Origin of the sequence: Alkalibacterium putridalgicola (genome assembly GCF_040959045.1) — a bacterium.
GTDB classification, from domain to species: domain Bacteria; phylum Bacillota; class Bacilli; order Lactobacillales; family Carnobacteriaceae_A; genus Alkalibacterium; species Alkalibacterium putridalgicola.
Genome location: NZ_CP162615.1, coordinates 679,166 through 691,664, shown reverse-complemented (window position 1 = coordinate 691,664; position 12,499 = coordinate 679,166). Strand labels below are relative to the sequence as shown.

General features: G+C 44.9%; 12 protein-coding genes. 3 read left to right on the top strand and 9 right to left on the bottom strand.

Annotated features, from left to right (window positions below):
- Positions 1-11 precede the first annotated feature (11 nt).
- From AB4027_RS03485 to AB4027_RS03460, 6 genes are read right to left on the bottom strand one after another with little or no spacing between them, the layout of a single operon-like run.
- Positions 12-1,409: a dihydrolipoamide acetyltransferase family protein gene (locus tag AB4027_RS03485; RefSeq protein WP_368645986.1), complete on the bottom strand. Its 1,398-nt coding sequence runs from the start codon at positions 1,407-1,409 to the stop codon at positions 12-14.
- A gap of 12 nt (positions 1,410-1,421) precedes the next feature.
- Positions 1,422-2,408: an alpha-ketoacid dehydrogenase subunit beta gene (locus AB4027_RS03480; protein WP_368645985.1), complete on the bottom strand. Its 987-nt coding sequence runs from the start codon at positions 2,406-2,408 to the stop codon at positions 1,422-1,424.
- A gap of 24 nt (positions 2,409-2,432) precedes the next feature.
- Positions 2,433-3,422: a thiamine pyrophosphate-dependent dehydrogenase E1 component subunit alpha gene (locus tag AB4027_RS03475; RefSeq protein WP_368645984.1), complete on the bottom strand. Its 990-nt coding sequence runs from the start codon at positions 3,420-3,422 to the stop codon at positions 2,433-2,435.
- A gap of 20 nt (positions 3,423-3,442) precedes the next feature.
- Positions 3,443-4,858, bottom strand: coding sequence for a dihydrolipoyl dehydrogenase (gene lpdA, locus AB4027_RS03470; RefSeq protein WP_368645983.1), 1,416 nt, complete (start codon positions 4,856-4,858; stop codon positions 3,443-3,445).
- Positions 4,859-4,878: 20 nt separating this feature from the next.
- On the bottom strand, positions 4,879-5,958 hold the full coding sequence (gene buk, locus AB4027_RS03465) for a butyrate kinase (protein WP_368645982.1): 1,080 nt from the start codon (positions 5,956-5,958) through the stop codon (positions 4,879-4,881).
- 19 nt (positions 5,959-5,977) lie between these two features.
- Positions 5,978-6,811: a phosphate acyltransferase gene (locus tag AB4027_RS03460; RefSeq protein ID WP_368645981.1), complete on the bottom strand. Its 834-nt coding sequence runs from the start codon at positions 6,809-6,811 to the stop codon at positions 5,978-5,980.
- A gap of 508 nt (positions 6,812-7,319) precedes the next feature.
- Between AB4027_RS03460 and AB4027_RS03455 the strand changes: the two genes are divergently transcribed.
- The gene (locus AB4027_RS03455; protein WP_368644674.1) at positions 7,320-7,763 is read left to right on the top strand and encodes an HTH domain-containing protein; all 444 of its coding nucleotides are present in this window, start codon (positions 7,320-7,322) and stop codon (positions 7,761-7,763) included.
- A 17-nt stretch (positions 7,764-7,780) separates the two neighbouring features.
- Complete coding sequence (locus tag AB4027_RS03450) at positions 7,781-8,701, top strand: IS3 family transposase (RefSeq protein WP_091482215.1); 921 nt, start codon at positions 7,781-7,783, stop codon at positions 8,699-8,701.
- On the opposite strand, the gene AB4027_RS03445 is transcribed toward AB4027_RS03450, so the two are convergent.
- The 3 genes from AB4027_RS03445 to AB4027_RS03435 form a co-directional block, all read right to left on the bottom strand.
- Complete coding sequence (locus AB4027_RS03445; protein ID WP_143059437.1) at positions 8,616-9,038, bottom strand: hypothetical protein; 423 nt, start codon at positions 9,036-9,038, stop codon at positions 8,616-8,618. The genes AB4027_RS03450 and AB4027_RS03445 overlap by 86 nt on opposite strands.
- Before the next feature lie 236 nt (positions 9,039-9,274).
- Positions 9,275-10,456 (bottom strand): SDR family oxidoreductase, encoded by a 1,182-nt coding sequence (locus AB4027_RS03440; protein ID WP_368645980.1) that lies wholly within the window; start codon positions 10,454-10,456, stop codon positions 9,275-9,277.
- A 208-nt stretch (positions 10,457-10,664) separates the two neighbouring features.
- Positions 10,665-11,648, bottom strand: a complete 984-nt coding sequence (locus AB4027_RS03435; RefSeq protein ID WP_368645979.1) for a ring-cleaving dioxygenase — start codon at positions 11,646-11,648, stop codon at positions 10,665-10,667.
- Positions 11,649-11,917: 269 nt separating this feature from the next.
- Here AB4027_RS03435 and AB4027_RS03430 point away from each other — a divergent pair, with 269 nt between their 5' ends.
- Entirely contained in the window at positions 11,918-12,451 is a 534-nt protein-coding gene (locus AB4027_RS03430) for a hypothetical protein (RefSeq protein ID WP_368645978.1), read from the top strand.
- Positions 12,452-12,499: the final 48 nt, after the last annotated feature.

Below are 12,499 nucleotides of genomic sequence, written 5' to 3'. Positions count from 1 at the left end.
GAAACGGTTTTTTAGTATAAATCAGATTCATTTGTGAACCTCTGCAGATTCTCTTTCACGTCTTTCAGAAAGCGTCCGGCCTGGAGTCCGTCGATGATGCGGTGATCGATCGATAAGCACAGGTTGATCATGTCGGCTGCTTTAAATCCGCCGTCTTCTGTCGGCACGAAGCGTTTGGTGATGCTTTCGACCTGCAGGATGGCTGCCTGCGGATGATTGATGATGCCCATGGACTGGACGGATCCAAAGCTGCCGGTATTGTTCACGGTCATCGTTCCGCCCTGAATGTCCTGACTGCTCAGCTTGCCGTCACGTGCAAGTCCTGCCAGTCGGCTGATTTCTTTGGATAAGCCGCTGATCGAATAGTTGTCGGTATTGTGGATCACAGGAACAAATAAATGCTCATCTGTCGCCACAGCTACGGATATGTTGATGTCTTTATGATAGACGATGTTCCCGTTATCCCAGGACGCATTCATGATCGGATGTTTTTTGAGTGCCTGAACCACAGCTTTGACAAAGAACGGGAAGTAAGACAATGTCACGCCTTCCTGTTTCTTGAATTGTTCTTTGGTTTTATTACGCAGCTTGACGATATTCGAGACGTCTGCCTCCACCATCAGCCATGCATGCGGGATCTCAGTGGAACTCTGCACCATTTTCTTGGCGATAGCTTTACGGATACCGTCTGCCGACACCACTTCGTCTCCACTTGATGTATAAGAGACCGGTACTTTTTTAGACCTACCTTCTTTTTCCGCTGTGTCTTTCTGAGCCTGAATAGAGGCTTCCGGAACGTCTGCTTTTGTTTCCGGTTTTGCTTCTTTTTGACTGGATACATCAAAGTTCTGGACATCTTTTCGCGTGATGCGACCGTGTTTTCCGGATCCTTCTACCTGGTTCAAGTCGATGCCGCGTTCCTGAGCAATACGGACCACAGCCGGCGAGTAACGCGTGTTTTTATCAGTCGAAGGAACTGATCGTGAAACAGCACTCTCCTGCTTGCTTGCTTTCGCGTTTCTTTCCATCGGTCGCTTGTCGGCTTCTTTATCGATTTCTTCGTTGATATGTTCAGTCATTTCTTCTTTCTTTTCTGTGTCGGCAGGAGATTCCGCCCCCACAGGCTGTTCGGACTTGTCTATATTTGTGCTGTCATCTTCACCGGCTTCTTCCGTTTCTATTTTGACGATCGGTGTCCCGATCTCAACGTCAGTATCCAGTTCGATCAGAAATTCCTTGACGATGCCCGAATAATTCGAGGGTATTTCAGTCGTCACCTTGTCCGATACAGCTTCGGCGATGGGATCATATTTCTCGATCCTGTCCCCTTCAGAAACCAGCCACACCGCGATCGATGCTTCCGTGACGCTTTCTCCCAAGTGAGGCATTTCGATTATCTTTGTACTCATTCACTTTCCTCCTTAAAACTCTGCAAGATCACGCATGGCATCTAGAACGTTTTCTTCACTGATCAGGAATTCCCGTTCCAGCGGCAGTGCATACGGCATGCTTGGTGAATCCGGACCGGCCAGGCGTCTGATCGGAGAATCCAGATCGAACAGGGCTTCTTCTGCAATGATCGCGGAGATCTCGCTCATGACACTGCCTTCCAGATTATCTTCCGTGACCAGCAGCACTTTCCCTGTCTTTTTCGCTGCTTTAACTAAGGTTTCTTTGTCTAAAGGATAAATGGAACGGACATCCACGACTTCCGCTTCATAGCCTTCTTTGCTCAAGGTCTCTGCGGCTTTCAGTGCGTGGTTCAAAACCATGCCGTAGCCGATGACCGTGATGTCGTCCCCTTCTCTGACCACATTGGCCTTATCGATCGGCACGACGTAATCATCTTCCGGTACATCCTCTTTCAGCAGGCGATATAAGCGCTTGTGTTCATAAAACACGACGGGATCGTCACAGCGGATCGCTGCTTTGATCAAGCCTTTTGCATCGCGTGGCGAAGACGGGGTCACGATCCGGAGTCCCGGCTGACCAAACAAAACTTTTTCTGTCGACTGTGAGTGGTATAGTCCCCCGCGGACACCGCCGCCATAAGGAGCACGGAACGTGATCGGTGCAGTCCAGTCGCCCTGCGTACGGTAACGCATACGACTCGCTTCTGAAATCAGCTGGTTCACAGCCGGAAGCAGATAATCCGCAAACTGAAATTCGCCGATCGCCCGGTAACCGACTGTGCCAAGTCCAACGGCCAGTCCGCCAATCAGTCCCTCTGTCAGCGGCGTGTTGAAGCAGCGGTCGTCTCCGAATTTCTCAGCCAGTCCCTTGGTCACACCAAAGACGCCGCCCTTCACACCTCCGACATCTTCGCCGAAAATCACGACGTTTTCATCACGTGCCATTTCTTCTTCGATTCCTTTATGAATGGCTTCTAAGTAAGTCATCATTGCCATAGGCCTTACGCATCCTTTCTTCGTTTAATTATCTGCATAGACTTCTTTGAGTATGTCTTCAGCTTTTGGATCAGGCATGGCTTCTGCTTCATCCGTGGCTTGATTGATTTCTTTTTTCAGTTCTGCATCGATCTCTTTCATCTGTTCACGAGTCAGATAGTCTTCATCGATCAGCTGTTTCTCAAACAGGAGCAGACCGTCATTTTTCTTCAGGTTCTCAATATCCTCTTTTGTTCGGTAAACTGAATGATCATCGTCTGCGGAATGCGAGGTCAGACGCGTGACCATCATTTCGATCAGTGCCGGTCCAAATCCTTTGCGGGCGTCTTCAACCACTTTTTTGAAGGCGAGGTAGGATTCGACAAAGTCGTTCCCATTGATTTGGATACCAGTCATGCCGAATGCCGGTCCGCGGTCGGACAGTTTCTCACTGGCATACTGTTCGTCTCTTCCAACAGAGATCGCATAGCCATTGTTTTCGATCACGAAAATCAGCGGCAGTTTTTTCACACCGGCAAAGTTCATCGCTTCCTGTACTTCGCCCTGATTGGCCGAGCCTTCACCAGTGGTCGCTAAGGTCACATAGTCTTTCTTCCCTAACAGGGCACCGTAGGCTACGCCCGTTGCCAGTGTGTACTGGGTGCTGACCGTTGAGGAATGCGAGATGATATTGTGTTCTTTTGAACCGTAGTGGTTTGGCATCTGGCGTCCGTGAGAAGAAGGATCATCCTCTTTCCCCAGGGACCCCAGCATGATATCTTTAGGCGTCATGCCCCAGACCAGACAGGGTGCCATATCGCGGTAATAAGGCAGGAAATAGTCTTTCTCATGTTCGAAAGCCATCGCCATCGCCACTTGGCCGACTTCATGTCCCTGTCCTGAGATATTGAAAGACGTCTTGCCGATACGCGTCAGCTGCCAGAGACGTTCGTCCAGACGCCGCCCCATCAAAACGTGACGATAAGCCTGGATGATTTCTTCGTTGCTCAATCCTGATTCTTTCAGTTTTTTCATCACTGTTCACACTCACTTTCTTATTTATGAACCGCTAATTTATAGACATCCAGAGACGCTTCCATGATCCCTTCAGATAAGGTCGGGTGCGGATGGATCGCTTCGCCGATCTCCAAAGGTGTGGCATTCATGTAGATGGCTGTGCTGGCTTCTGAGATCAGATCTGTTGCATGCGGGCCAATGATGGACATCCCAATCAGATCATCCGTTTCTTCATCTCTCAGCACTTCCACAAAACCTTCAGAGTTGCCGTGAATAAGTGCTTTGCCGTTCCCGTTAAAATTAAAGGTCCCTACTTTGACTTTCCTGCCTTCCGGAAGTGTTTCTTTCGTATAGCCGACACTTGCGATTTCAGGTGTCGTATAGGTACAGCGCGGGACATTCAGATAGTTGATCGGTTCGCTTGTTTCCCTGATCATATGCTCGACGGCCAATTCGCCTTCTTTCATGGCGACATGAGCCAGCTGCAGTGTGTTGATGCAGTCGCCGATTGCATAGATATGACTTTCTGTCGTCTGATAGTGGTCATTCACCTGTATGCCTTTGGCGTCGTATTTGACTGAGGTGTTTTGAAGGCCGATGCCCTCCACGTTCGGTTTTCTGCCGATCGCGACCATCACCTTATCAAAGTCCATCGGTGCATCTTTTCCTTTAACAGACAGTTTGACTCTTCCGTCTGTTTTATCGACGCCTTCAACGAGCTGGCTGAGTTCCACCTTGATCCCTCGTTTTTCAAACTGTTTCTTGAGCGCTTTTGAAACGGTCTTGCTTTCGTTGACAATCAGCCGGTCGAGAGCTTCAAAAACCGTCACCTCGACACCCAGACCGTGCAGCAGCGATGCCCATTCCACACCGATTACGCCACCGCCGATAATAGCGATGGATTCCGGCAGTTCTTCCAGCTGCAGCATGCCGGTGGAAGACAAAATCGTTTCTTCATCCAGGGGCAGATGCGGCAAGGTTGCCGGACTGGAGCCGGTCGCAATGATCAGTTTTTTTGAAACATAGATTTCTTCTTCTTTGTCTTCATCATCAAAGGTCACAGCGACTGCACCGGACACCGGCGAAAAGATCGACGGACCTAATACAGCCCCTTTGCCGTGGACGACTTTGATCTTGTTTTTCTTCATCAGTCCCTGTACGCCATCGTGCAGCTGGTCTACGATAGCCTGCTTCCGTTCATTGACCTTGGTAAAGTTGACTTGAACCGCATCACTGACGTCTATGCCAAAATCTCCAGCTTCTTTCAGGGTACCCATGACTTCTGCACTTCTAAGTAACGCTTTCGTTGGGATGCAGCCGCGGTGTAGACAGGTCCCACCAAGCTTGTCCTGTTCAATGAGCACAACATCCATACCCGCTTTCGCCGCCTGGATCGCCGCAACATAACCGCCTGTCCCTCCGCCTAATATCAGGAGTTCTGTTTCTATCGCCATCTTTTCCCCTCGTTTCCTCTCTAATTTATCTCGCTGTATCGCTTCGGTTCTTCTTCCTTATTCAGTACACGCATGACACCTTCATGCAGGGCATCCATTTCCATCTCACCCGGCATGACTTCCACCGGTGCGATCCATTCCACACGCTCTTTTGTATGGCTGACAATGAACTCACTATAACTGCCGCCACCTGTCAGAATGATCACATCGACCTTGCCCTTTAAGACCGTCGCCATTTCGCCAATGGCTTTAGCAAGCTGATAGGTCATCGCACGAAGGATGAGTTCGGCTTCCTTATCACCCTTATTGATCATATCAAGAACGTTTCTTATATCGATTTCGTTTAAGTACGATTTCATCCCGCCGTTACCGGCAAGTAGTTTCTTCACCTGATCCAGATCGAGCTGTTGCTCAAGTATCATTTTCGCAAAGTCATAAAGTGGTAATCCACCAGTCCGTTCGGGTGTGAACGGGCCTTCCCCGTCCAGTCCATTGACGACATCGATCATCTTGCCGTTTTGATGGGCACCGATACTAGCTCCACCGCCTAAATGAGCGACTATGACATTGCTGGTCTCGTATACTTTACTTTTCTGCTGCAGTATTTTTCTAGCTACAGCCTTCTGATTCAAGGCATGGACCACGCTTCTCCGCTCGATTCCTTTAAGACCAGAAATACGAGCGATGTCATCCAGCTCATCGACTACCACCGGATCGACGATATAAGCCTTGACACCGGCCAGTTCGGCTATTTCTTTGGCCAGGATAGCCCCTAAGTTTGAGGCATGCGTATTGTACTTTTCTTCCCGCAGATCCTTGAGCATCTCTTCTTCTACGATATACGTTCCACCAGGGATCGGTTTCAAAAGACCTCCCCGCCCTGCAACAGCTGTTAGATCTTGAGGCAGGTAACCTTCCTTTTCCATAAAGCCTATAATTAGTTTTTTCCGGAATTCCTTCTGATCGATCACCCCTTTAAATTGAGCGAGTTTATCGGTTCTGTGACGGATCGTATTTGTAGCCAGTACATCCAATTTATTATATAAAGAGACTTTCGTCGATGTTGACCCCGGATTGATGACTAGTATCAGTTGTTTCATGAATGACCTCCTGCTTACTCTAGTGTTCTGTTATTTGCATCAAAGCAAATTTCAATGCATATAGTTTACTCTGGACTTCATCACTGCGCGACGTCAGAACGATCGGTACTTTAGTTCCCACGATCGTTCCGCCCATGACCGCTTCCCCAAACAGCAGGAAGGATTTATAGAGGACGTTTCCGACATCGATATTAGGGACAACTAGGATATCCGCGTCACCTTGTATCGGCCCTTTAAACTGTTTATGTTCCACTGCTGTTTTAGACAAGGACAAATCAAGAGACAACGGTCCGTAAATTGTGGCCTCTTTATGGTCTTTGAAACGTTCTGTCAGTTCTTTCGCCAGGACTGAAGACGGCATTTTAGGATTATAGTTTTCTGCCGCACTGATCAGGGAAACTTTCGGATGCGTCAGACCAATGGCTTTCCCTACGTTCAGAACATTCTCTATGATCAGTTCCAGCTGTTCTTCCGTTGGTGTGATATTCATCCCTGCGTCAGTCAAAAGGATCTGTCTGTCTAGTGCCGGCAGTTCCACTAAGGCCACATGCGACAGCAGTTCCTGCGTCTTCAAATCATGCTCTTTTTTCAGTACTTCTTTCAGTAAAATATGTGTCTGGATGCCGCCTTTCAGCAGGATATCAGCTTCTTTATTGACGACAGATTCAACAGTCTGTCGGACCATTTCTTCTTCGTTACTGCACTGTATGTATTCCCAAGTGTCTTCATGATCGATGTCGGGCTCTGTATCGAATATTTTAAATTTCACACTGTCTTTGAATTCGATCTGGCTGAGTCTGGCCAATTCCAGGATTTCTTCCCTGGATCCTCCAGCTACCGCTACTGTTGGCATAATTTCCACTCCCTATTTTTTGTAAGCGCTTAATCAAAGTTTACCTGATATTACTGATTTAGCAAATACAATATATAAATAGAGGTATAAATTTTATTTATATAGTAACGTCTAGAATTTTCAACCTCTAATCATCGCTCATTGAAGGTCGAATAAGTATAAGCCGGATAGATAGACTAATTTTATTGTTCAACTATCTATCAAATATTTTTATTATTCACTCGACATGTTTCTAAAATAAACTCATGGAACATCGGGTATCATTCTTCCTGTTATATCTTCTATCCACTCTGAAACTGAAAGCTTTAAGTGAAGCATCTTGTCGTTTACTGCTCTGATTTCAATGATCGGCAATCGATATTTGCTCATTAAAAAGAGACACTGCACACACCTTAAACTGGACCCTATAGAATAGACACGGATAAAAAACCCTTATTCGTTCTCTATTTTATAGGGTTCTTTATTGTATAATGAACCCAACTATATGAGTTCAAAGGAGAGCGTTGACATGGGAAGAAATTATTTTACAGAGGAAGAGCGAAGAGAACTTGAAGAAAATCCTTTTGTAGAGAAAGCATCAACTAAAGCAGTAACTTACTCAGAGGCATTCAAAGACCATTTCGCTAAAGAAAAAGCTCTCGGAAAAGGACCTACGCAAATTTTTAGAGACGCAGACTTTGATGTGATAGCGTTAAGGAAAGACCGTATAAAGACTTTTTCCAGACGAATTAAAAATATGAGCCATCGCCCAGAAGGATTTATGGATTTACGTAGTGAATCCAGTGGAAGACCCCGTACTAAAGAAAGAACTCAAGAAGAAGAAATCGCACACTTGAAACATAAAGTCGCCCTTCAAAAACAACAGATAGATGCCCTAAAAAAAACAAATTTTATCCATCGGAAGGCCAAGAGGGCTTCACACAAGAAAAATTCCAACTCATTAAAGACCTAACAAAACGAGATCATAATTTGTTAAATATATCATGGCTATGTGAGATTGCTTTAGTTTCACGTTCGGGGTATTACAACTGGTTGAAATCTGAAGAGAGTCGAAAGAAAAAAGAAGAACAAGATCAGCACGATTTTAATTTGATACTTGAAGCCTATACACATCGCGGCTATGATAAAGGATCCAGAGGGATCCATATGCGACTGTTACACATGGAGATACTCATGAACCGGAAGAAAATCCAGCGCTTAATGAGAAAGTTTGGACTGTTCTGCCCTATAAGAAAACCGAATCCGTATAAGCGCATGGCAAAAGTACGCCAGGAACATGCGTTAAAACCTAATCTCGTTAACAGAGAATTTAGAGCCTACGGTCCACGAACGATCCTCTTAACAGATATCACCTATCTCTTTTACGGGCGAGGAAGGAAAGCTTATTTATCTGCCGTGATTGATGCATTCACGAACCAGGTCTTAGCGTATCAATTAAGTGAATCCTTAAGTATTGATTTTGTTTTAGAGATGATTGAAGACCTTTTGATCAACCATGACATTTCAAAACAACAGAAAACCCTGATCCATTCCGACCAGGGCATTCACTATACAAGTATAAAATTTCAAAAATTACTCGCGGATAAAGAACTGCGTCAATCTATGTCACGAAGAGGAAACTGTTGGGATAACGCTCCCCAAGAATCCTTCTTTGGACACATGAAAGACGAAATAGCTTATCTTGGTGATGTTGAGGCGTTCTCAGACCTTCACCCCATTATTGATGACTATATGGATTATCATAATACAGAACGCTATCAGTGGAAACTGGCGAAATTATCTCCTAATCAATATTATGATTATTTTAAAACGGGTGTGTATCCCCTGAGTCATTTGGTGAAAACGCCTGATTTTCCTGAGATTCAAGTACCGATAGAATATCCTCATTAAAGCGATCAAAATATTTTTCCTCTAATTGTGTCCATTTTTCGGGTTTGAAAACAGCAGGATAATAAAAATCTAAATCCAGTTTTGCATGAACATAGAGGTCGTATTCCATTTCGATAGCTGGATATTTTAAAATCCATTTCAACCGATCAATCAAATAATCTTCGGAATACATTTGATCAGTCACCTGGCGAAAGGAGTGGAAGTACACCCTCTGTTCGCTTTCAGTCAATGTTTCAAAATAACGTAACATCCAGTTTGGATAAACGCGTTCTGTATGCATGTCTCTAAAGATTGAGAAACCAAGGGTTTCTAGGCTATTAAAATCCTTCTTATTCATTTTTTTGTTGGATAATCCCCACCCAAAATCTAAGTATTGATCCAGGCTTAAACGTATTATCGCTCCTCCTATGACGTTATCATAGAAGGAGCGATAATAAATTATAAGGGGTTTTTATCAAACTGTCCTTGACATGGGGTCCAGTTTACCTGTAAGTGCGCCAGTGTCTCTTGCTCTGTTCAGTTGCCTACATGCTTAGACAGACAACAGTTGCTGTTCTATACGTTTTTTTTCTATCAATGGCTTAAATGTCTGATTTTTCGTTTCATTTTTCCATACTTCCATGCTTTTTTAGGATGTTTGAACATCATCTTGGTCTTTTTCATACGATAAGCTTCTTTTATTTTCTGTGCTTTGCTTTTTTTATTTCCGGAAAACAGCAGGAAGGACAAGCTTGTTACTCCTATGATCGTAATCGGAATCAAGAAAATCAATGGATGTTTTTTAGCTTTGACAAGCAAACTGCCCCTGCGCGTCCAGCCAATGTTATTCCCGCCTCTTTCTTTCAACTGCTCCCCTTCTCCATATAATGAACTTTGAAGCGGAGATTCAGCATCCTTAGATTCATCATAGTTTGTATCATAAATCGACTTTTCCAGATAGCGGTCGGTAAAGCGTGGCATCAAAGCCCCCATTAAACTTATCATCTTCGACTGACCACCGACATACATGTCTCTGACTGGATGTTCAGCAGTATAGAGAATAGATTCCGCCACGCTTTCCGGCGGGTACATCATGCCATCGTGTGAAGGCGCCTTATCTATATAGCTGGCTGCATGTTCTGCATAAGGGGTATCTATGCGTGCTGGATGGATTTGAGTCACAACGACCGGCAGATGTTCTTTTTCCGCTTCCATTCTTAAAGCATCCGTGAAACTGTGTACAGCGAATTTGGATGATGAGTAAGTTCCCTGGATCGGGAAGGTGCGATTACCGAGTACACTTCCCATATTGATCAGTGCACCAGCTGTTTCTTTTTCTCTGAAATGATCGATCGCTGCCAGTGAACCGTATACGGTGCCCCAGTAATTGATTTCAAACAGTTCACGAGCATCGACGATCGGTACATCGGTCAGATGTCCGTATATAGCCACTGCTGCATTATTGACCCAGGTATCGAAGCCACCAAAAGTTTCCACCGCTTTTTCTGCCAGCTGTTTTACTTCTTCCTCTTTTGATACATCCATTTCAAGATAGACGACTTCGGTTTTTTCGCTCAGTTCGTCTGTCAGTGTTTCCAGTGCTGCTCTTTCCCTGCCTCCCAATACCAGTTTGGCTCCTTTATCAGCAGCCATGCGTGCAGTGACCAGCCCGATCCCACTTGTCGCTCCTGTGATGACAATGACCTGATCTTTCAGTTTCTTCAATTTCAACGATAGACTGTCTAAAGGTTTTCTGTCTGTTAATTCGTGCTGCATCGTTTTTGTCCTCCTTGTAGATTATGAATAAACTCTTTTTGAATTCCTTACACTCTTAATTTTAGAGTATCCCCATTGATTTCCTCAAATCATACGGCTTACACGACGGCCTGCACAATAAGTCACTCTTCCTTGTCTTTAAACTAAAAAATCCCCTGATACAGTAAGTTGTATCAGGGGATTTTTTGGTTTTCAGTTGCTCAAATTGTTACTCGTACTCTTTCTCAAAAGTCTTTGTACTTCTGACCGTATCGATGTGACGGACTTCATTTTCGATGATGTCACGCTGAGGTTCGAGAAATGGTGGCAGAGACAGTTTTTCACCCAGTGTTTCATACGGTTCATCTTCCATAAATCCTGGTCCTTCAGTCGCCAGTTCGACCAAGATGCCGGCAGTCACTCGGGCATAAAGGGAGCCGAAGTAAAAGCGGTTCACGTAACCTGAATTAGGCAGCTTGACAGCCTGGTATTTCTCCTTCCAGTTTTCAAGGTCTTCTTTATCCTCTACACGAAACGCCACATGGTGAACAGTCCCATATCCCTGTTGATGGCGTGGAAGCTCTGTGTTGTGTTCCACAACTACTTCTGCACCATTACCGCCTTGGCCCATTTCAAACAGATACAAATCACCTTCCGCAGCGATCTGCGTCATATCATAGACTTGTTCCAGAACGGCTTTGATATAATCCAGATCCTGGTAGCGTAAAAACATGCGTCCCAGTCCAGTGACCGCAAACTCCAACGGGATCGGACCGTCCAGCCAGGGCGTTCCTGATTCTATGCCTGTATTTTTTTCGTCAGAAATCAGCTGGTAGTTCTGATCATCAAAGTCGACAAAAGGCAGAACTTTCTTGCCGAACTGTTCCTGAATGCCTTCATGCTTCACTTCCAGACGGTCAAACCGTTTGACCCAGTAATCGAGCGCATCATCTGTAGGCACGCGGAAACTTGTCCGAGCGATTTCGTCATTCCCGTGGACACCTTTTTGTATACCTGGAAAATCAAAGAAAGTCATGTCCGTTCCCGCACTCCCTGTGTCGTCCGCAAAAAATAAGTGATAGGTTTGAATGTCGTCCTGATTGACAGTCTTTTTGACCAGACGTATGCCAAGAACATGAGTGAAAAAGTCATAGATTTTTTCAGCGCTGCTAGTAATGGCTGTCACGTGATGGATCCCTTTGAGTTGGTTCATGTATAGTGTCCTCCTGTAAACTTAGTTGTTATAGTATCATTTATATTTCGAATTCGAGATAATTATAACGCATACCCTATATCAAGTCAAATTAACGGCATGACAAGTGTTTCCTTATGTCTAAAGCGAGTATCCTTGTCTTTCGTACATACTTAAGACTTTTAAAAATGCATCAAAATAAATATTATTTTTCAGGGATAATTGCTATACTTGAAGTAATCAATATGAGTCTTACTGTTGCGGTAGGATTCAACACGGGAGGGTAAATGATGAAGTTAATGAAGGTTGCTCCATTTTTAGTTGGAACGGCGTTACTTCTTGTTGCCTGCGGCGAGCAGGACAACACGACCTCTGAACCGGCAGGATCCATTGCCGAACAGAAGGAAGCTATCTATGAATCGGCCCAGTCCGATTCTGAACATTATCTCAAGCTGGTGGAAAGATCTGAACCTGTCTGGGCAGGTATATCCTATGCTTCGCTTTCGGGTTCAGTCAGTTCGGACTACATCGCAGAAATCGAGGATACAGAATCTCTGCAGTTTATTGTGGATGAAATGATCGAAGGATCAGAAAGACAACCGGGTATAGTAGATGTCACCCCGCCCTACTACGATATGAAAATAGACTATGCAGATGGCTCAGAAGAAGTGTTCCACCTCTGGGTCACTGAAGATGAATTGACCGGGACCATCATGGACAGCGAGAACACACATTTTATCTACACGTTTTCAGATGAGGTTTCAGAACAGTTTCTTTCTCTGATTCCTGATGATATGATTTTGGATGAACCTGTATCTGATTGATGAAGTCACTATATATAAAGATCAAAGCGCTGCTGGATGAAAATAGAA